Source organism: Azospira sp. I09 (assembly GCF_009177135.1).
GTDB lineage: Bacteria > Pseudomonadota > Gammaproteobacteria > Burkholderiales > Rhodocyclaceae > Azospira > Azospira oryzae.
In genome coordinates this window covers 335037-355485 of record NZ_AP021844.1, presented here as the reverse complement: position 1 = coordinate 355485, position 20449 = coordinate 335037, and the positions used below count along the sequence as shown (strand labels likewise).

At 65.8% G+C, this 20449-nt stretch carries 20 protein-coding genes; 9 read left to right on the top strand and 11 right to left on the bottom strand.

All coding sequences use genetic code 11. The annotated features are described in order from the left end of the window. Positions 1-37: 37 nt before the first annotated feature. Positions 38-358, bottom strand: a complete 321-nt coding sequence (locus AZSP09_RS01665; protein ID WP_130458744.1) for a hypothetical protein — start codon at positions 356-358, stop codon at positions 38-40. Positions 359-517: 159 nt separating this feature from the next. Here AZSP09_RS01665 and AZSP09_RS01660 point away from each other — a divergent pair, with 159 nt between their 5' ends. From AZSP09_RS01660 to AZSP09_RS01645, 4 genes are read left to right on the top strand one after another with little or no spacing between them, the layout of a single operon-like run. After that, a complete protein-coding gene (locus AZSP09_RS01660; protein WP_014238032.1) occupies positions 518-730 on the top strand; it encodes a YdcH family protein in 213 nt (70 codons plus the stop codon). 36 nt (positions 731-766) lie between these two features. Further along, entirely contained in the window at positions 767-2068 is a 1302-nt protein-coding gene (locus AZSP09_RS01655) for an O-acetylhomoserine aminocarboxypropyltransferase (protein WP_152088962.1), read from the top strand. Between the two features lie 10 nt (positions 2069-2078). Then, positions 2079-2864, top strand: a complete 786-nt coding sequence (locus tag AZSP09_RS01650; protein ID WP_152088961.1) for an alpha/beta fold hydrolase — start codon at positions 2079-2081, stop codon at positions 2862-2864. Positions 2865-2886: 22 nt separating this feature from the next. Next, positions 2887-3399: a DUF3124 domain-containing protein gene (locus AZSP09_RS01645; RefSeq protein WP_152088960.1), complete on the top strand. Its 513-nt coding sequence runs from the start codon at positions 2887-2889 to the stop codon at positions 3397-3399. 57 nt (positions 3400-3456) lie between these two features. Here the strand turns inward: AZSP09_RS01645 and AZSP09_RS01640 are convergent, their stop codons facing one another. The 10 genes from AZSP09_RS01640 to AZSP09_RS01600 form a co-directional block, all read right to left on the bottom strand. Next, a complete protein-coding gene (locus tag AZSP09_RS01640; RefSeq protein WP_152088959.1) occupies positions 3457-4344 on the bottom strand; it encodes a DMT family transporter in 888 nt (295 codons plus the stop codon). After that, complete coding sequence (locus AZSP09_RS19870; protein ID WP_014238037.1) at positions 4341-4505, bottom strand: hypothetical protein; 165 nt, start codon at positions 4503-4505, stop codon at positions 4341-4343. The genes AZSP09_RS01640 and AZSP09_RS19870 overlap by 4 nt, the downstream gene beginning before the upstream one ends. A gap of 66 nt (positions 4506-4571) precedes the next feature. Continuing rightward, positions 4572-5579, bottom strand: coding sequence for an inorganic phosphate transporter (locus AZSP09_RS01635; RefSeq protein WP_130458749.1), 1008 nt, complete (start codon positions 5577-5579; stop codon positions 4572-4574). 9 nt (positions 5580-5588) lie between these two features. Further along, positions 5589-6227 (bottom strand): DUF47 domain-containing protein, encoded by a 639-nt coding sequence (locus AZSP09_RS01630; protein WP_043798343.1) that lies wholly within the window; start codon positions 6225-6227, stop codon positions 5589-5591. 67 nt (positions 6228-6294) lie between these two features. Beyond that, positions 6295-7041, bottom strand: a complete 747-nt coding sequence (locus AZSP09_RS01625; RefSeq protein ID WP_152088958.1) for a hypothetical protein — start codon at positions 7039-7041, stop codon at positions 6295-6297. 111 nt (positions 7042-7152) lie between these two features. Continuing rightward, the gene (locus AZSP09_RS01620) at positions 7153-7650 is read right to left on the bottom strand and encodes a hydrogenase maturation protease (protein WP_014238041.1); all 498 of its coding nucleotides are present in this window, start codon (positions 7648-7650) and stop codon (positions 7153-7155) included. Beyond that, complete coding sequence (locus AZSP09_RS01615) at positions 7647-9107, bottom strand: Ni/Fe hydrogenase subunit alpha (protein ID WP_152088957.1); 1461 nt, start codon at positions 9105-9107, stop codon at positions 7647-7649. The genes AZSP09_RS01620 and AZSP09_RS01615 overlap by 4 nt, the downstream gene beginning before the upstream one ends. Before the next feature lie 12 nt (positions 9108-9119). Then, on the bottom strand, positions 9120-9677 hold the full coding sequence (locus tag AZSP09_RS01610) for an NADP oxidoreductase (protein ID WP_014238043.1): 558 nt from the start codon (positions 9675-9677) through the stop codon (positions 9120-9122). After that, a complete protein-coding gene (locus tag AZSP09_RS01605; protein WP_014238044.1) occupies positions 9674-10387 on the bottom strand; it encodes a 2Fe-2S iron-sulfur cluster-binding protein in 714 nt (237 codons plus the stop codon). Before AZSP09_RS01605 ends, AZSP09_RS01610 begins: the two co-directional genes overlap by 4 nt. Beyond that, positions 10384-12216 carry an NAD(P)H-dependent oxidoreductase subunit E gene (locus tag AZSP09_RS01600; protein WP_232058831.1) on the bottom strand — a complete coding sequence of 611 codons (1833 nt, stop codon included), beginning with the start codon at positions 12214-12216 and terminating at the stop codon, positions 10384-10386. Before AZSP09_RS01600 ends, AZSP09_RS01605 begins: the two co-directional genes overlap by 4 nt. A gap of 265 nt (positions 12217-12481) precedes the next feature. Between AZSP09_RS01600 and fabI the strand changes: the two genes are divergently transcribed. The 5 genes from fabI to AZSP09_RS01575 all read left to right on the top strand — a co-directional run bounded on the left by fabI (position 12482) and on the right by AZSP09_RS01575 (position 20444). Then, positions 12482-13246, top strand: a complete 765-nt coding sequence (gene fabI, locus AZSP09_RS01595; protein WP_014238046.1) for an enoyl-ACP reductase FabI — start codon at positions 12482-12484, stop codon at positions 13244-13246. A 33-nt stretch (positions 13247-13279) separates the two neighbouring features. Beyond that, the gene (locus tag AZSP09_RS01590; RefSeq protein ID WP_014238047.1) at positions 13280-14692 is read left to right on the top strand and encodes a bifunctional enoyl-CoA hydratase/phosphate acetyltransferase; all 1413 of its coding nucleotides are present in this window, start codon (positions 13280-13282) and stop codon (positions 14690-14692) included. Beyond that, on the top strand, positions 14689-15882 hold the full coding sequence (locus tag AZSP09_RS01585) for an acetate/propionate family kinase (protein WP_014238048.1): 1194 nt from the start codon (positions 14689-14691) through the stop codon (positions 15880-15882). Before AZSP09_RS01590 ends, AZSP09_RS01585 begins: the two co-directional genes overlap by 4 nt. Before the next feature lie 372 nt (positions 15883-16254). After that, positions 16255-19164, top strand: coding sequence for an adenosylcobalamin-dependent ribonucleoside-diphosphate reductase (locus AZSP09_RS01580; RefSeq protein ID WP_014238049.1), 2910 nt, complete (start codon positions 16255-16257; stop codon positions 19162-19164). 116 nt (positions 19165-19280) lie between these two features. Beyond that, the gene (locus AZSP09_RS01575; protein WP_152088956.1) at positions 19281-20444 is read left to right on the top strand and encodes a GGDEF domain-containing protein; all 1164 of its coding nucleotides are present in this window, start codon (positions 19281-19283) and stop codon (positions 20442-20444) included. Positions 20445-20449 lie beyond the last annotated feature (5 nt).

The window sequence follows — 20449 nt, the reverse complement described above, 5'->3', positions numbered from 1 at the left end:
CCGAGGTGCGCCGTTCTTTTTTCCCGCCGCTGCGGTTTCAGTAACCGATGATGAAATCGGCCACATCCACCCGCACCGTATCGCGGCCCAGGGCCAGGGCGGCGTTACGGGTGAAGTCCTTGGCCCAGCCGCCGGCCTCGGCGAAGCGGGCTTCGCCGCCGTACTTGGCGACGTTGAGCACCTTGTCGATGATCAGGACCTTGCCCACCGGATTGGAGGGTTCGCATTCCAGGGTGACGAATTCCTTGTCGAACCAGCGACGGGCCTCTTCCGCGGTCTGGCCGCCGAGGTCTGCCTGGGTGAACTTGAATTCGTACTCCTTGCCTTTGCCGAAAACGACAATGACGGTGTGGGACATGGATCTCCTCCATAAGGTTAGAATTGTACGGTCTATTCTATGCCCTTTTCCGTACGCTGTGGAATGGTCCACAATGCGTCCTCGATCCTGCCTTGGCGGCCGCTTCCCTCGCGGGAAGAAAGCCGCCGGCAAAGATCATTTTACGAATGTAAACAGCCCATGACCCTGAGCGACGACGAGGCCGGCATCATCCGCGGCCGGCTGCACGAGCTGGAAGTGGAACACCGGGACCTGGACCTGGTGATCGAACACCTCACCGCCAACCCGCCGCCGGACCAGCTCCTGGTGCGGCGCCTGAAAAAGCGCAAGCTGCAGCTCAAGGACCGCATCAGGTTGCTGGAAGACATGCTGCTGCCGGACATGCCGGCCTGACAGCCCAAGAACAACGAGACCCTCAGGAGAACGCCCATGGCCGGTAAGGACGGCTACACCCTCGACACCCTGGCCCTGCACGCCGGCCAGGTGCCCGACCCGCAATACGGCGCCCGTGCCACCCCGATCTACCTATCCACCTCCTTCGTCTTCAAGGATTCCGACCAGGCCGCCGCCCTCTTCAACATGGAACGGGCCGGCCACGTCTATTCCCGCATCTCCAACCCCACCGTATCGGTGCTGGAGGAGCGCGTTGCCGCCCTGGAAGGCGGCGTCGGCGCCATCGCCACCGCCAGCGGCCAGGCCGCCATGCACCTGGCCGTGGCCACCCTGATGGGGGCCGGCAGCCATATCGTTGCCTCCGGCGCCCTCTACGGCGGCAGCCACAACCTGCTGGACTACACCCTGCGCCGCTTCGGCATCGAGACCACCTTCGTTCCCACCCGGGACGTGGACGCCTGGCGCGCCGCCATCCGCCCCAACACCCGCCTGCTCTTCGGCGAAACCCTGGGCAACCCGGGCCTGGACGTGCTGGACATTCCCCGCATTTCCGCCCTGGCCCACGAACACGGCCTGCCGCTTCTTGTCGACTCCACCTTCACCAGCCCCTACCTGTTGAAGCCCTTCGAGCACGGCGCCGATCTGGTCTTCCACTCCGCCACCAAGTTCCTCTGCGGCCACGGCACCGCCGTCGGCGGCGTGCTGGTGGATTCGGGCAATTTCGATTGGGAAGCCTCCGGTAAATTCCCCACCCTGACCGAGCCCTACGACGGTTTCCACGGCATGGACTTCGCCGAGGAATCCACCGTCGCCGCCTTCCTGCTGCGGGCCCGACGCGAAGGCCTGCGGGACTTCGGCGCCTGCATGAGCCCCATGAACGCCTTCCAGATCCTGCAGGGCGTGGAAACCCTGCCCCTGCGCATGCAGCGCCATGTGGAAAACGCCCGCAAGCTGGTGGATTTCCTCGTTGCCCACGAGGCGGTGGAAAGCGTCGCCTACCCGGGCCTGGAAAGCCATCCGGACCATGCCCTGGCCCAGAAGCTGCTGCCCCGCGGCTGTGGCTCCGTCTTCAGTTTCAGCGTCAAGGGCGGCCGCCCGGCGGGCAAGAAATTCATCGAGACCCTGAAGCTCTTCTCCCACCTGGCCAACGTGGGCGATGCCAAGTCCCTGGTGATCCACCCGGCCTCCACCACCCACTTCCGCATGTCCGACGAGGCCCTGCTGGCGGCCGGCATCGGCGCCGGCACCATCCGCCTCTCGGTGGGCCTGGAAGATGCGGACGACCTCATCGAAGACCTGTCCCGGGGCCTGGCCGCTGCGGCCAAGGCTGCGGCGTAAGGAGGGGGCCATGGAACTGATCGTCCGCGACACCAAGATTTACGCCTACACCGGCGGCAAGACCTTCGACCCGAAGAAGCCCGCCCTGGTCTTCCTCCACGGCGCCGCCAACGACCACACGGTGTGGGGCCTGCAGAGCCGCTATTTCGCCAACCACGGCTACAGCGTGCTGGCGGTGGACCTGCCCGGCCACGGCCGCTCCGGCGGCGAGCCCCTGGCTTCCATCGGCGCCCTGGCCGACTGGGTGGCCGATCTGCTGGACGCCGCCGGCGTGGAAAAAGCCTTGCTGGCCGGCCACTCCATGGGCTCCCTGACTGCCCTGGAAGCCGCCGCCCGCCACCCCGGCCGCATCGGCAAGATCGCCCTGCTCGGCAGTGCCGTGCCCATGGCCGTCTCCGAGCAGCTTCTGGCTGCCGCCAAGGACAAGCCGGAAAAGGCCTACCGCATGATCAACCAATGGTCCAACGCCCAGGGCCTGGGCGGCAACACCGTGCCCGGCGCCTGGCAGCCCGGGGCCAGCCTGGCCCTGATGCGCCGCGCCCGGGCCGGCTCCCTGTTCGTCGACCTGTCCAACTGCAACGACTACCAGACCGGTCTGGAAGCCGCCGCCAAGGTGGCCTGCCCTGCCCTGCTGGTCATCGCCAAGCGGGACCTGATGACCCCGCCCCGAGCCGCCGGCGACCTGGCGAAAGCCCTCAAGGACGTGCGCAAGGCCGAGATCGACGGCGCCGGCCATGCCATGATGGCGGAACAGCCGGACCGGGTGCTCGATGCCCTGCGGGCCTTCCTCCTCTGACCATTGCCAAGGGACCACTGCCATGAACGCCAACGCCCTGCCCCATCGCCTGCTCCGCCCGCTGCAGACCCTCGCCGGCCTGATGCTGGCCGGGGCATTGCTGGCGGCCCCGGTCCAGGCCCAGGAGATCTACCAGGCCAAGAGCCAGACCCTCTACCTGCCCATCTATTCCCACCTCTGGCACGGCAACCTGGACAAGGGCGGCAATCCGGACAAGTCCTACCTGTCGGCCCTGGTCAGCGTGCGCAACACGGATACGAAGAACCCCATCAAGGTGCTCTCGGCCCGCTACTACGACACGGACGGCAAGCTGCTCAAGGATTTCGTGCCCAAGGTGCGCACCATTCCGCCCCTGGGCACCCTGGAGCTGTTCATCGAGCGGCGGGAGGACGAAGGAGGTTCCGGCGCCAACTTCCTCATCCGCTGGCAGGCCGAGGCCACCGTGAACACGCCCCAGGTGGAAGCGGTGCATGTGGACCTCTACAGCACCAAGGCCCTCTCCTTCATCACCTCCGCCCGGCCCATCGCCGAGTAAGCCCGCTGCCACCAGGCCCATGCCCCGGGCACAACACCGGGGCATGGCCGGAGCGCCTTATCCGGCGCGCCTCTCCGGCATAACCGGGCTGCGCACCAGGACCACCACCGCGCCCAGGATGAGGGCGCCGCCGGCCAACTGCCAGCCCCCCACCGCCTCCCCGAGAAACAGGACCGCCAGCACCAGGGTCACCACCGGCTCCAGGGTGGACAGGGTGGCCGCATCCGCCGCCCCCAGCTTGGCCATGCCGGCGAAGAACCCCACCATGCCGACGATGGTGGAAAACACCACGATCCCCAGCACCGCCGCCCATCCCGCCAGGGAAGCCGGCCACGGCGAGGCGGCATGGAAAGCCAGCACGCCGAACACCACCGCCGCCGCCAGCATGATCACGGCAGCCGAGGCCAGGGCCCCGGCCCGGGCCGTCAGGCGCTCTCCGGCCAGGATATAGACCGAGTAGATGAGGGCTGCCGCCAGGCCCAGGCCGATGCCCAGGGGCGTGCCCGCCAGGCTGCCGCCGATGGTCAGCAGGGTGCCGACGAAGGCGGCCCCCACCGCCAGCAGCTTGCGCCCGCTGAGCCGCTGGTGCCCCAGCAGGGCCGCGAGCAAGGTCACCAGCACCGGATAGAGATAGAGCAGCACCGCCGTGAGTCCGGCCGAGGCATGGCGCAGGGCGGCAAAGTAGCAGTAGGACTGGCCCACGTAGCCGATCCCGCCCATGGCCGCCAGCCCGGGCCAGAGGGCCGGGGCCGGCCAGGCCTGGCGCCGCCAGCGCAGGATCAGGGCGAGGCAGGCGCCGCCCAGGGCAAAGCGCAGGAAGAGCAGGGTTTCCAGGCCGACGCCCTCGGCATAGGCCAGCTTGGCGAAAATGGCCATGGCGCCGAAACCGGCGGCGGAAGCGGCAATCCACAGCCCTCCGCGGAGACGCTGGGGCAATGCCCTCATGGCTGGCCGTCGTCGGCGGGGGGACGGTTTTGCGGCGGCCGGGCGAAGAGCCAGAAACAGGCGCCGAAAATGGCGGCAATGCCGATTTCCCAAAGGAAGGGGAAAGACCAGACGAGCAGGACGGAGGCGGCGATCACCGCCAGGAGCTTGAGCCAGACCATGGGTGTGGAGCGGAAATGGAGTCAGGCTCCATTATGCCCGCCCCGGACGGGGCGGGCGGCGGGGAATCAAAGCAGGAAGCTGCCCAGATACCAGGCACCGGCTGCAATGAGGGCACTGCAGGGGATGGTGAGGATCCAGGCCCAGACGATGCCGCCGGCGATGCCCCAGCGCACGGCGTTGAACTTGCGCGCAGAGCCGACGCCGACGATGGCGCCGGTGATGGTGTGGGTGGTGGACACGGGAATGCCCAGGGCCGTGGCCAGGAACAGGGTGATGGCCCCGCCCGTCTCGGCGCAGAAGCCGCCCACGGGTTTCAACTTGGTGATCTTCTGGCCCATGGTCTTGACGATGCGCCAGCCGCCGAACATGGTGCCCAGGCCGATGGCCACGTAGCAGCAGACCACCACCCAGACGGGGATGGGGTCGCTGGACTGGGACAGGCCGGCGGCGATGAGCAGCATCCAGATGATACCGATGGTCTTCTGGGCGTCGTTGCCGCCGTGGCCCAGGCTGTAGAGACCGGCGGAAACCAGCTGCAGGCGGCGGAACCACTTGTCCACCTTGCGCGGCGTGGTGCGGAAGAACAGCCAGGACACCGCCACCATGAGCAGGGTGCCGAGGATGAAGCCGAGCAGGGGGGAGACGAAGATGAAGGCCACGGTCTTCAGGATGCCGGCGGCGATCAGGGCATCGGGACCGGACTTGGCCAGGGCCGCCCCCACCAGGCCACCGATGAGGGCGTGGGAGGAGGAGGACGGGATACCGTAGAACCAGGTCACCAGGTTCCACACCACGGCCCCCATGAGGGCGCCGAAGATGACGATGTGGTCCACGATGGCCGGATCGATGGTGCCCTTGCCAATGGTGGTGGCCACCTTCAACTGGAAGATGAAGATGGCGACGATGTTGAAGAAGGCGGCGAAAGCCACCGCCTGGTGGGGCTTCAGGACCCCGGTGGAAACCACGGTGGCGATGGAGTTGGCGGCATCGTGAAAGCCGTTCATGAAATCGAACGCCAACGCCAGCACCACCAGGAGCACCACGACTCCCAGGCTGATTTCGAGACCAGTCATGGTTATCGCTTAGGAGTTTTCGAGGACGATGCCTTCGAGGATGTTGGCCACATCCTCACAGCGGTCGGTCACGGTTTCCAGCAGTTCGTAGATGGCCTTGAGCTTGATCAGCTGGCGCACGTCCGGCTCGTCGCGGAACAGGCGGGACATGGCGGAACGCATGACGCGGTCGGCGTCGGACTCCAGGCGGTCGATTTCCTCGCAGGTCTTGAGGATGGCCGGACCCTGGTCGGCGTTGGGCAGCAGGGACACGGCCCAGCGCACCCGGTCGCAGCAGGAGACGCAGATCTCGGCCAGCTGGATGGCTTCCGGGGTGCCCTTGCGGATGTCGTAGAGGGAGACGGTCTGGGTCACGTCCTGGATCAGGTCCAGGATGTCGTCCATGCCGGTGATGAGGGAGTGGATCTCGTCCCGATCCAGGGGGGTGATGAAGGTCTTGTGCAGCAGGGCGACCGTCTCGTGGGTGATCTTGTCGGCCCGGCTTTCGGCGGTATCCACTGCGTCGGCGGCCTGGGTGGCCTCTTCGGGGTTACGTCCCAGATGGTTGATGAAGGTGGCCAAGGCTTGACCACCCTGCACGATCTGTTCTGCGTGAGCGTTGAACAGGTCGAAAAACTTGCCCTCTTGGGGCATCAGACGTCCGAACATGAATTTTGAGTTTAGGTTTTGTGACAGAACGAGATTTTAGCACGGCAGCCCCCGGCAAGCTGTGCCCTTACGGCTTGCCGCTCTGCTGTTTTTGTTGCGGATGCCGCGGAAGCTGCGCCAGCACTCGATTCTGCCCGGTGACGAAGCGGATTTCCTCCACCTCGCCGATGAGGTAGCGCTTCTTCAGGGTGAAATCCGTGGGCCGGGCATGGATGGCCTTCCAGAAGGTGGTGCTCTCGGAAACGTAGGGCTCCTGCAGGTGCACCCGGGCGATCAGGCTCACCGCCCCCGGTTCCAGCAGGGGCGCCGCCTGCTCCGGCTCCAGGGTCAGCTCGGCGTCGAAGCCGGCTTCGTCGTCGGTACCCCGGGGCATGAAGTCGTAGAGATTGTCGAAGGCCAGGAAATAGTCGTAACGCCAGAGCACCCGCATGGTTTCCGGCTCGCCGATCTTGTCCTCCCCCACATAGCTGTCCCGCTCCTCGTTCACGCTGCCCAGGGGCAGATACTTGAAGCGGTAGTAATCCTCGCTGGCCGGATCGGCCAGGGGCCGCCAGCTCCAGCCTTCGGTCAGCTGGTTGAAGGCCATGGGGTAGTGCAGGTGCAGGCGCCGGCTGGCCGCATCGTAGGAGACTTCCAGCCCCGAATCGGGGGCCGCCGCCAGGAGGATGTCCTCGCCCCGCCCTTCCCCGGCCGCCACGGCCTGGTAGGAGGCCACCGGGCTGGGCCAGGGCGCCGCCTGGAGTGAACCGGCAAGGAACAACAGTAGGAAGCCGCGCAGGAGCAGGCCGGGCTGGATGGACGTCGGATGGGTCATGGTCGTTCTGCCAAAAAGGAGCCACCCTCCCCCGGGGCAGCATGCGCCATGATCTGTCGGCCGGCCGGGAACAAACCATGATGCAGGTCAATTCACCGGCGGCCCGGAATCCTAGAGCAGGGGCGGCAATCCGGGCAGGGGCCGGAGCTGGCTCCAGCGTTCCGGGTCCGGCTCGGTGCACAGCTGGCGGAGAAAGTCCCAGGCCGCCTCCAGGTGCTGGCGCCCGGCGGGACTGAGCCCCTCCCCCAACTCGAAGCGCTGGCCCCGCACGCAGAGGACGTAGGCCGGCGGCGGCGCCTGTTCCAGGGCCTGGCCATAGACGGCAAGCACGGCGCCGGGAGCCAGGGAATGGGTGCTGTGGGCCGGATTGAAGAGGGGCGTCACCGGGGCGAAGCTGAAAGGCGCCGGCGTGCCCTCCCCGGCATCGATGAAGAGGGCCAGGTCCCGACCCTGGAGGTCGATGGCGTGCTCGATCTGCAGCTGGAAATCCTCCACCGTCACCACCCCGGGCAGACGGGCCTGCTCCAGGCGCTGCAGCAGCAGGGGCCCCAGGGCATCGTCGCCGCGGCTGGGGTTACCGATGCCGAAGACCACCAGCCGGCGCGTCATCCCTTGACCCGGCGGTCCAGCAGGCGGCCGCTGCCGTCCAGCAGTTCCACGGTCAGGGGCATCTGGCCCAGGGCGTGGGTGGCGCAGGAAAGGCAGGGATCGAAGGCGCGGATGGCCACCTCGATATGGTTGAGCAGCCCTTCCGTGATTTCCCGGCCGTTCAGGTACTGGCGCGCCACCTGGCGCACCGCCTCGTTCATGGCCTGGTTGTTGTGGGTGGTGGAGACGATCAGGTTGGCCATGGTGACGAGGTCGTCCTCATCCACCTGGTAATGGTGGATCAGGGTGCCCCGGGGCGCCTCAATCACGCCCACGCCTTCGCGGCGGCGGTCGCCGCAGGACATCAGGTCATCCCCCAGCAGGTCGTCGTCGGCCAGCAGTTCCTTGATGACTTCGGCGGCGTGCAGCATTTCGATCATGCGGGCCCAGTGGTAGGCCAGGGGCGCATGCACCAGGCCGCCCTGGCCGTGGTCCATGAATTCGCGCCGCTCGATCTCGGCCAGGGGGCTGGGAATGAAGTCGCAGTTCTGCACCCGGGCCAGGGGGCCCACCTTGTACCAGCCCTGTTCCCGACCCATGGCGGTCACATAGGGGAATTTCATGTAGCTCCAGGACTTCACCTCCTCGGTCAGCAGGTGGTGGTAGTTCTGGTAGTCCACGCCGTCCAGCAGCACCTTGCCGTCCCCGTCCCGCAGGCGCAGGTGGCCGTGGTAGAAATCCAGGGCACCATCGGCCCGCACCAGGCTGAAGAGGTTGGAGCGGAACAGCCCGAACTGGTCGTAGAGGGCCGGGTTGCTGGTATGCAGGCGCTTGGTCAGATGTACCGCATCCCGGCTCCAGGCGATCATCTGCTCCACGTCCTGCAGCAGCATGGCCCGGTCGGCCGGGTCCAGGGCCTTGTTCACCCCGCCGGGAACGGCGCCGGTGCCGTGGATGCGCTTGCCGGAGGTGACGCGGATCACCTCCTGGCCGAACTTGCGCAGCAGGATGCCCTGCTTGGCCACCTCCGGATGGGCGGCGGCGACGCCGACGATGTTGCGCTGCCCCACGTCGGAATCGAAGCCGAACAGCAGGTCGGGCGAGGACAGGTGGAAGAAATGCAGGGCGTGGGACTGCAGCATCTGGCCGTAGTGCATGAGGCGGCGCATCTTTTCCGCCGTCGGCGTGATGCTGGCGGCGCCCACCACCAGGTCCAGGGCCTTGGAGGCCGCCAGATGGTGGGAGACGGGGCAGATGCCGCAGAGGCGCTGCACCATCACCGGCACTTCCCAGTAGGGGCGGCCCTGGATGAATTTCTCGAAGCCCCGGAATTCGACGATGTGCAGGCGCACCTGCTGCACCTGGTTGTGATCGTCCAGCAGCAGGGTCACCTTGCCGTGGCCTTCGACCCGGGAAACAGGATCGATGGCAACGCGGCGCAGGTTGTCGGTCTGGGACGCGGTTTCAAGTTCGAACATGGTGGGCAAGCCTCAGTCGAAACGCAGGATGGGATGGGAAAGCCGGGGCGTATGGCCGGCGATGAGGTCCGTCAGGAACTTCCAGATGGCCTCCCCCGAGGGCGGGCAGCCGGGAATGAAGTAATCCACCCGCACCACTTCGTGGATGGGATGGACCTTGTCCAGCAGCAGGGGCAGTTCCGGGTCGTTGGGTACCTGGCCGCCGGGCAGGGATTCGACGCCGATGCAGGTGTGGTAGACCTCCTGCAGGCACTGGCCCACGTCCAGGTGGTTGCGCTGGGCCGGCAGGCCGCCGGTGACGGCGCAGGCGCCGAGGGCGATGAGGATCTTGCAGTGCTTGCGGAATTCCCGCAGCACATGGACATTCTCCGCATTGCAGACGCCGCCTTCGATGATGCCGATGTCGCAGGGGCCGCAGTGCTTGATGTCGGTCAGGGGCGAACGGTCGAATTCCACCAGTTCCACCAGTTCCAGCAGGTGCTCGTCGATGTCGAGGAAGGACATGTGGCAGCCGAAGCACCCGGCCAGGGAGGTGGTGGCGACCCGCAGCTTGCGTCCGGATACGATCATTTTTCCACCTCTTCCATGGCCACCACGCTGATCGGCTTGGCGTCGTAGTCCCGCTCGCCGATGGGCCTGGCAAAGCCCTGGCGCTTGTGCAGGATGACGCCCACGGGACAGATGTTGGCCGCCCGGTCGCTGGCGGCAAAATCCGTGTCGGCCAGGCGGCCGCTTTCCGCATTGACCACCAGGTGCTTGTGGATGCCCCGGTCGGTGAGGGCGAAGATGTTCTTGCCGTCGATGTCCCGGCTGGCCCGCACGCACAGCTCGCAGAAGATGCAGCGGTTGAAGTCCAGCAGGACGTCCGGATGGGAGGCATCCACCGGCCGGTTGGGATAGAAATGGTTGAAATGGGCGGAGAGCATTTCCAGGTCGTAGGCCAGGGCCTGCAACTGGCAGTTGCCGCTCTTCTCGCACGAGGGACAGAAATGGTTGCCCTCGACGAACAGCATTTGCAGCAGGGCCCGCCGCTCGCCGTTCATCTCCGGGGTGTTGCTCTCCACCTCCATGCCTTCCTTGGCCGGCATGGCGCAGGAGGAGACGTGGCGTCCGCCCACCTTGACGATGCACAGCTTGCAGGAACCGTGGGCCGGAAAATCCGGATGCCAGCACAGGTGGGGAATGTAGTGGCCGGCCTGGCGGGCGGCCTCCAGGATGGTCTGGCCGTCCTGGAAGACCACCGGTTTGCCGTCCAGCAGGAATTTCTTGGTATCGCTCATCGGTGGGCCTCCACGGAACTCAGGTGGGCGTCGGCATCGTCGCGCCCGGTCATGCGCCGGGCCTCGGCCAGGGACTGGTCCAGGTCGAAGGCGGGGGCGAAATCCAGGGACTGGAGCCGGCGCTCGTAGGCGGGGCGGAACTTGATCAGGGTCTCCACCACCGGGTTGGCGGCGGCCAGGCCCAGGCCGCAGTGGCTGGCGGCCTTGAGCAGGCGGTTGATCCACTCGATGTCGGCCAGGTCGTACTTGGCGCCGTGGCCGGTGGCCAGCTTGTCCATGAAGTTCTGCAGCAGGGAGGTGCCGACCCGACAGGGGGTGCAGAAGCCGCAGCTCTCGTGGGCGAAGAAGTGGACGAAATTGCGCGCCACCTCGAAGAGGTCCCGGCTGGTATCGAAGATCATGAAGGAACCGGCCGTCGGCACGTCCTCGTAGGCAATGCCCCGGTGGAACTCGTAGGACGCCAGGCAGGTGCCCGAAGCGCCGCCCACCTGGACCGCCTGCACGTCGGTGGCGCCGCAATCCTCCAGGATCTGCTCGATGGAAACGCCGAAGGGATACTCGTAGATGCCGGGAAAAGCGCAGTCGCCGGATATGGAGAGGAGCTTGGTGCCGGTGGACTGGGCGGTGCCGACGGCGGCGAAGCGCTCGGCTCCTTCCAGGGCGATCAGCACCGTCTTGGCCAGGGTTTCCACGTTATTGACCACCGTGGGCCGCCCCAGATAGCCCTTGATCACCGGGAAGGGCGGACGGATGCGGGGCGTGCCCCGCTTGCCCTCGAGGGACTCGATCAGGGCTGTTTCCTCGCCGCAGACATAGGCGCCGGCCCCCAGATGGATCTCAATGTCGAAATCGAAACCGGCCTGGCCCCGAATACCCTGCCCCAGCAGCCCGGCCTCGCGACGGCGCTGCAGGGCTGCCTCCAGGGGCTCCAGCAGGTAGCGGTACTCGCCCCGGAGATAGAGGAAGCCCTGGCGGGCGCCGGTGGCGTAGGCCGCCAGGGTCATGCCCTCGAACACGTGGTCCGGGTAGGAGGTCAGCAGCACCCGGTCCTTGAAGGTGCCGGGCTCGCCTTCGTCCGCGTTGCAGACGATGACCCGCTCCTCGCCGGGTGCGTTGCGGCAGGCCTCCCACTTGACCCCGGTGGTGAAGCCGGCGCCGCCACGGCCGCGCAGGCTGGACTTCTGCACCTCGCCCAGCCAGGCCTCGGGCCCCAGGGCCATGGCCGCCGCCAGGGCAGCCCCTGGCTCCAGCACGGTATTGAGCAGATCGTCCTTGCGGCGGATGTTGTCCTCCACCCGGAAGTATTCCTGGGGCCACAGGGACAGGGGCCGGCGGGAACGGATCAGCTCGCAGATTTCATTGACGCGCTGGTGGGTGAGACGGGTGATGGGGCGGCCATTGACCAGCAGGGCCGGGCCCTGGTCGCACATGCCGGTACAGGAGGTGACATCCACCGAGACCAGGCCGTCTTCCGACACCTTGCCCTGTTCGACCCACAGCTTCTGGCACATGGTGCCGAGCAGGTCCAGGTTGCCCAGGAGGCGGTCGGTGGCGTTGTCGGAGAAGAGCACCCGGTATTTGCCCACCGGCTGCAAATGGAGAAAGGAGTAGAAGCCGGCCACGCCCTCGACCCGGGCCCGGGGCAGCTTCAGGGCGGCGGCGATGGCGGTGAGGGCGGGAGGGGGGATGTAGCCCACCTGTTCCTGCACTTCCCGGAGAATTTGCAGCAGTTGGGTGGGGTCCCGGCGGCGTTTGCTCAAAACCGCCTCGAGGACTGCATCCAGAGAATTGGCAATCGGTTCCAAAATCCCTCCCCCTTGTAAGGTCATGCCGGAGGATTATAGGTATGGTCAATGCAAAAACGTTGACACAGCGCAAGCCGCTGTAACGGGGACGTCATCGGAACGAAATACCGGCTTATCCCTCGTCCGCTAAGGTCCTACTGCCACTAGGCCTTGATCTAGGTCAAAATCGATATGCTGCACCGCAACACAAAATGCGGCATGATAACGAATACAGGATTGCAATAACGGCCCCGGTCCAGACTGGACGCCGGATGGTTCACCTTCATTCAACTAACCTGGAGTTCTGCAAATGTTCAACCTCAACGGCAAAAAAGGCCTGGTCGTCGGTATCGCCAACAACAAGAGCATTGCCTACGGCTGCGCCAAGGCTTTCAACATCTGCGGCGCCGAACTGGCGGTCACCTACCTGAATGAAAAGGCCGAACCCCACGTGCGCCCCCTGGCCGAGCTGCTGGCCGCCCCCCTGGTGCTGCCCCTGGACGTGGAACAGGACGATCAGCTGGCAGCTGTTTTCGCCGCCATCGAACAGAAGTGGGGCAAGCTGGACTTCCTCCTGCACTCCATCGCCTTCGCCCCCAAGGAAGACCTGCACGGCCGGGTGGTGGACTGCTCCCGCCAGGGCTTCCTGCGGGCCATCGACATTTCCTGCCACTCCTTCATCCGCATGGCCAAGCTGGCCGAGCCCCTGATGAAGGACGGCGGCTCCCTGCTGACCATGAGCTACCTGGGTGCCGATGAAGTGGTGGACAACTACGGCATGATGGGCCCGGTGAAGGCCGCCCTGCAGGCTTCCACCCGCTATCTGGCCACCGAGCTGGGCCCCAAGGGCATCCGGGTGCACGCCATCTCCCCGGGCCCCCTGGCCACCCGCGCCGCCTCCGGCATCGCCCACTTCGACGATCTGATGAAGGACGCCGTGGAACGGGCCCCCCTGCACCGCCTGGTCTCCATCGACGACGTCGGCGCCCTGGCCGCCTACCTGTGCAGCGATGTGGCGAAGACCCTGACCGGCGGTACCATCTACATCGACGGCGGCTACAACATCGTCGGCTAAGAGCTCCACACAATCGAAAAAACGGGAGGCGCCATGCACGCTGAGCACACCGAGCAGTACATCGAAAACAAGACTTTCGACGAAATCCAGGTGGGAGATTCTTCCACCCTGATCCGGACCCTGCGTCCGGAAGACATCAAGCTGTTCGCCATCATGTCGGGGGATGTGAATCCCTCCGTGGTGGACCCGGAATTCGCCCAGAGCGGCATTTTCCGGGAGGTGGTGGCCCACGGCATGTGGAGCGGCGCCCTCATTTCCACCGTGCTCGGCACCCAGTTCCCGGGGCCGGGCACCATCTACATCGACCAGTCCCTGCATTTCTCCCGACCGGTCACCATCGGCGACACGGTGACCATCACCATCACCGCCAAGCAGAAGTTCGACCACAACAAGCACATTCTCTTCGACTGCCAATGCACCAACCAGGAAGGCCTGCAGGTGGTCAGCGGTACCGCCGAGGTGCTGGCGCCGACGGAGAAGATCCGCCGCGAGCGGGTGCATCTGCCCGAATTCACCATCAGCGACAAGGAAGCCCGCTACCAGGCCCTGCTGGCCACCGCCGCTGGCCTGGAACCCATTCCCGTGGCCGTGGCCCATCCCTGCGATGCCGAATCCCTGAAGGGCCCCATCTTCGCCGCCCGGGCCGGCCTCATCGAACCCTTCCTGGTGGGCCCGGAGGCCAAGATCCGCTCCGTCGCCGAAGAGAACGGCCTGGACCTGACCGGCATCCGCATCGTCAACACCCGCCACAGCCACGAATCCGCCGCCATGGCCGTGACCCTGGTGCGCAACGGCGACTGCGAAGCCCTGATGAAGGGTAGCCTGCATACCGACGAACTGATGGGCGAGGTGGTGTCCCGGGCCAACGGCCTGCGCACCTCCCGCCGCATCTCCCACGTCTTCTACATGGACGTACCCACCTATCCCAAGCCCATCATGATCACCGATGCGGCCATCAACATCGCGCCGACCCTGGAAGACAAGGTGGACATCATCCAGAATGCCATCGATCTCTTCCACATCCTGGGCAACCCGGAACCCAAGGTGGCCATCCTTTCCGCCGTGGAAACGGTCAATCCCAAGATCCAGTCCACCCTGGATGCCGCCGCCCTGTGCAAGATGGCCGACCGGGGCCAGATCAAGGGCGGCCTGCTGGACGGCCCCCTGGCCTTCGACAACGCCGTTTCCCTGGTGGCTGCCAAGACCAAGGGCATCAAGTCCGCCGTCGCCGGTCAGGCCGACATCCTGGTGGTGCCTGACCTGGAGTCCGGCAATATGGTGGCCAAGCAGCTGGAATACCTGGCCAACGCCCTTTCCGCCGGCGTCGTGCTGGGCGCCAAGTGCCCCATCGTGCTGACCTCCCGCGCCGACACCGCCGAGACCCGCACCGCGTCCTGCGCCATTGCCGCCCTGATGGCCCACGCCTACCGGAAGCAGAACCAATGACCCGCGCCGTCCTCACCCTCAACGCCGGCTCCTCCTCCATCAAGTTCTCCCTCTACGAGCTGGAGAACGGCGGCGGCATCGCTGCGGAACCCGTGCTCTCCGGCCAGATCGACGGCATCGGCGTCAAGGCCCACATCAAGGCCAAGGACGACAAGGGCAAGAAGCTGGACGACGTGGACATCCCGCTCCAGGGCGATGCGGAAAGCCAGCACCACGAGGCCCTGGAGTTCCTCATCTCCTGGCTGCACGACCATGAAAAGGGCTGGAAGATCGTGGCCGTGGGCCACCGGGTGGTCCATGGCGGCGAGCGCTATTCGCGCCCCATGAAGCTCGACGACAACATCATCGAGCACCTGACCCGGCTCATTCCCCTGGCGCCCCTGCACCAGCCCCACAACCTGGACGGCGTCGATGCCCTGCGCACCATGATGCCGGAAGTGCCCCAGGTGGCCTGTTTCGACACCGCCTTCCACCGTACCCAGGCCCCCGTGGCCCAGGCCTTTGCCCTGCCCCGCTGGATCACCGGCGAAGGGGTCAAACGCTACGGCTTCCACGGCCTCTCCTACGAGTACATCGCCCGGGTGCTGCCGGACTACTCGCCCCGGGCCAATGGCCGGGTGGTGGTGGCCCACCTGGGCAACGGCGCCTCCATGTGCGGCATGGTGGATCGCAAGAGCCAAGTGTCCACCATGGGCTTCACCGCGGTCGAGGGCCTGATGATGGGCACCCGTACCGGCGCCCTGGACCCGGGCGTGATGCTGTACCTGATGGAAAACAAGGGCATGGACGTGAAGGCCCTGACCAAGCTGCTGTACAAGGAGTCGGGCCTGCTCGGCGTTTCCGGCATTTCCCCGGACATGCGCACCCTGCTGGCCAGCGACAAGCCGGAAGCCAAGGAGGCGGTGGATCTCTTCTGCTACCGCGTGGTGCGGGAGCTGGGTTCCCTGGCGGCCGCCATCGGCGGCATCGACGCCCTGGTGTTCACCGGCGGCATCGGCGAGCACGCAGCCGAAGTGCGCCGTCGCGTCTGTCTGCAGGCCTCCTGGCTGGGCATCAGCATCGACGAATCGGCCAACGCTCTGCACGCCAACCGCATCAGCGAACCCCGCAGCACCGTGGACGTGCTGGTCATCCCCACCAACGAGGAATGGATGATCGCCCGCCACACCGCCACCCTGCTCAACCTGTAATAGCCGCAACACCCCTCGGCGGTCCGGACTCCCGGACCGCCACCGCCGCCCTTGGACGGCCCCGGCCATCGGCCAATCTCCCCACCGGATTTTGCGACCGGACTACCCCGGACCACCCCCTCCTCCCCCGCCCGCCCCCTAGGTATTTTTTGTTCCACCGGCTGCAAACGGAACCACAGTTTTATTGTCAAAAAATGTGCCAATCCTGATTTTTCCAGCCTTTCCGCGAACCACCCCGGGAACAGCGCAACAACTACATCTAGTCAAGCATTTGCCTAGCACCACTACATGTAGTAGCTTTACCTCCCATTCGACTCCGGACTACCGGGGCATATTACCAACCGCATACCCACATTTTTGGAGAGGAAACCCATGAATCAGGTCGCCGAACAGCTCTCCCTGTCCGCCATTCCCGAAGCACCCGAATTTGCCCCGCTGCCCGAGCAGGAAATCTCCACCGAAGTGCTGGTGGAAAAGTACGCCAAGGGCAAGGAAATGAACGTGCATGACGTGCGCCGCCGCGTTGCCCGCGCCCTGGCCGCCGTCGAACACGAGAAGGACCGGGCCAAGTGGGAAGAAAAATTCCTCTGGGCCCAGGAAAACGGTTTCGTCCCCGCCGGCCGCATCAACTCCGCCGCCGGCACCGATCTCGCCGCCACCCTGATCAACTGCTTCGTGCAGCCGGTCGGCGACTCCATCGTTGAAGTGGTGGACGGCCGTCCCGGCATCTACACCGCCCTGGCCCAGGCCGCCGAGACCATGCGTCGCGGTGGCGGCGTCGGCTACGACTTCTCCTCCATCCGCCCCGTAGGCGCCCAGGTCAAGGGCACCCAGTCCCGTGCCTCCGGCCCCGTCTCCTACATGCGCGTCTTCGACCGCTCCTGCGAGACCGTGGAATCCGCCGGCGCCCGCCGCGGCGCCCAGATGGGCGTGCTGCGCTGCGACCATCCGGACATCGAGGACTTCATCCACGCCAAGGACAAGGGCGACCTGACCAACTTCAACATCTCCCTGGGCGTCACCGATGCCTTCATGCAGGCGGTGGAAGCCGACGGCGAGGTGGAACTGGTGCACAAGGCCGAGCCCAACGCCGACATGAAGTCCCAAGGAGCCTTCCAGCGCGAGGACGGCATGTGGGTCTATCGCAAGGTACGGGCCCGGGACCTGTGGGACCAGGTGATGAAGTCCACCTACGACCACGCCGAACCCGGCATCCTCTTCCTGGACCGCATCAACAAGGACAACAACCTTAATTACTGCGAGCAGATCGAGGCCACCAACCCCTGCGCCGAACAGCCCCTGCCGCCCTACGGCTGCTGCTGCCTGGGTTCCATCAACCTGACCCTGTTCGTCAAGAACGCCTTCTCCGAACAGGCCGAGTTCGACTTCGACGCTTTCGGCGAAGTGATCAAGGTGTCCACCCGCATGCTGGACAACGTGCTGGACGCCACCCACTGGCCCCTGGAACGGCAGAAGGAAGAAGCCGCCAACAAGCGCCGCATCGGCCTCGGCTTCACCGGCCTGGGCGATGCCCTGGCCATGCTGCGCCTGCGCTACGACCGGGCCGAAGCCCGGGCCATGGCCTCCCGCATTTCCGAATTCATGCGCGACACCGCCTACCTGACCTCCGTGGAAATGGCCAAGGAACGGGGCGCCTTCCCCCTCTTCAACGCCGAGCTGTACCTTTCCGGCGGCAACTTTGCCTCCCGCCTGCCCAACGAGGTCAAGGCCGAAATCCGCAAGCACGGCCTGCGCAATTCCCACCTGCTGTCCATCGCCCCCACCGGCACCATTTCCCTGGCCTTCGCCGACAATGCCTCCAACGGCATCGAGCCGCCCTTCTCCTGGACCTACAACCGGAAGAAGCGCATGCCCGACGGCACCCTGAAGGAATACGCGGTGGAAGACTACGCCTGGCGCCTTTACAAGCACCAGGGCGGCAATGTGGAAAAGCTGCCCGACTACTTCGTCACCGCCCTGGAAATTTCCGCCGCCGCCCACAAGGACATGGTGGCAGCCGTCGCCCCCTACATCGATACCGCTATCTCCAAGACGGTGAACGTGCCCGGCGACTACCCCTACGAGGATTTCCAGGACCTCTACGTGGAAGCCTGGAAGTCCGGCCTCAAGGGCCTGGCCACCTACCGGCCCAACAGCATCCTGGGCTCCGTGCTCTCCGTCGAGCCGACCAAGGCCCAGGCCCAGGCTGAAGAGGAAAAGAATCACCCCCAGGATTTCGTCTCCGACGCCAACCGCCGCCTCTCCATCAAGAACCTGCCGGCCCCCGTGCTGGCCTCCCTGCGCTGGCCCGGCCGCCCCACCCTGCCGGAAGGCAACATGGCCTGGACCTACATGCTCGATTACCCCCAGGGCAAGTTCGCCCTCTTCGTCGGCCATGTGGAGCAGGAAGAGGAAGGCGCCCCGCGCCGCTCCTGGCCCTTCGAGATCTGGGTGAACGGTCCCGACGTACCCCGCGGCCTGGGTGCCGTGGCCAAGACCCTGTCCATGGACATGCGGGCCAATGACCGGGGCCTGCTGGAGATGAAGCTGGATGCCCTGGCCAAGACCCCGGGCGACGCCTTCGACCTGCCCTTCCCGCCCCACGGCGAGCACAAGCGCATGCCCTCCATCGTTTCCGCCATGGCCCAGGTGATCCACTGGCGTGTGGAGCAGCTGGGTGCCATGAAGCACGAAGGCCCGACTCCGGTGGTGGACGCCATGTTCAGCGCCAAGGAACCGAAGACCGGCACCGACGGCACCCTGTCCTGGACGGTGGATGTCTTCAACCCGACCACCGGCGAAGACTTCGTCCTGGGCCTGAAGGAAATCACCCTGCCCGACGGCGTCACCCGCCCCTACTCCATGTGGCTCTCCGGCAACTATCCGCGCGCCCTGGACGGCCTGTGCAAGCTGCTGTCCCTCGACATGCGGGTGGTGGACCCGGCCTGGATCGGCATGAAGCTGCGCAAGCTGCTGGACTACCCGGAACCCCTGGGCGACTTCATGGCCTTCGTGCCCGGCACCCGCCGCCAGACCAACTACCCCTCCACGGTGGCTTACCTGGCCCAGCTCATCATCCACCGCTACGCCATGCTCGGCATCCTCGATGAGCAGGGCGTGCCCCTGCAGCAGATGGGCATCCTGGAAGCGCCGGAAGAAGCCTCCAACAGCGTCCGCCCCACCCAGGGCAAGCTGTGCAGCGAATGCGGCAATACCACGGTCATCAAAAAGGATGGCTGCGAATTCTGCACCGCCTGCGGCGCCGTGGGCTCCTGCGGCTAAGCGCAGCGCAACAATTTGATGCTATCCTCTCGGGCAGCCTGCGGGCTGCCCTTGTTTTTGGGGCACCGTACAACCAACAACACGACAGGCTACATCGAGACAAAAGACCCTTTTTCATGACCAGTCGACTTGCACATATCGTCTGGCACCGCCTCACCGGCCTCATGCCCGGCGAGCTGAACCAGGCCGAACTGGCCTGGCTGGTGTCACCCCATTTCCACCTCACTCTGCTCTCCCGGCGGCGTGCGACCATGATCGTGAACCGGGTGCGCCTGTTCGCCTTCCTCTTCGCCGTCCTGACGCCCCTGTGGAGCATCATCGACTACCTGGTCTTCCCCTTCCCATTGTGGTTCGCCCTGGCCTCCATGCGCATCCTGGCCAGTGTCGCCTTTGCCCTGCTGGTGCTCTACTACCGCCCCTCCGGCAGCCTCACGGACGCCTACCGGGCCATGGCCATATTGTTTGCCATCCCCACCGTCTTCTACGTCGCCACCCACCAGTTGCTGGTCAATTACCAGCTGACCGGCATGCAGGCCGCCATCGGTGCCGGCTACGCCTTCCTGCCCTTCGTCCTGCTGGCGGGACTCTCCATCTTCCCCCTGACCCTGCTGGAGAACATCCTCTTCGCCCTGCCCATGCTGCTGGCCCAGGCCGTCTCCGGCATCATCAGCTGGGCCACACTGGACTGGCCATCCTTTGCCCGCGCCTTCTGGCTGCTGACCCTGATCACCGGTGTGTCCACCCTGGCCGGACTATCCCAGCTCGCCTTCATGATCGCCCTGGTGCGCCAGGCCGTGCGGGATCCCCTCACCGGTATTTTCTCCCGCCGTAGCGGCGAGGAAGTGCTGGAACTCCAGTTCATCATCTCCACCCGCAGCAACGCTCCCCTGGCCATCGCCTTCCTCGACCTGGACAACTTCAAGGCCGTCAATGACCGCTATGGCCACGAAGCCGGCGACAGCGTCCTGGTGGGCGCCACCGACTCCATTTCGAACAATCTGCGCCGGGGCGACATGCTGGCCCGCTGGGGCGGCGAGGAATTCATCCTGAGCATGCCCAACACGGACCTGGAACAGGCCCAGCAGGCCATGCGGCGGATGCGCCAGGCCGGCTTCGGCCTGCGTCCGGACGGCTCGCCGGTGACCGCCAGCATCGGCATCGCCGAGCGCCTGGAAGACCAGACCCTGGACTGGAAAACCCTGGTGGAAAAGGCTGACCAGCGCATGTACCGCGCCAAGCAGAGCGGCCGCGACCGGGTGGTCTGCGACGACACCGTCTGAGCAAC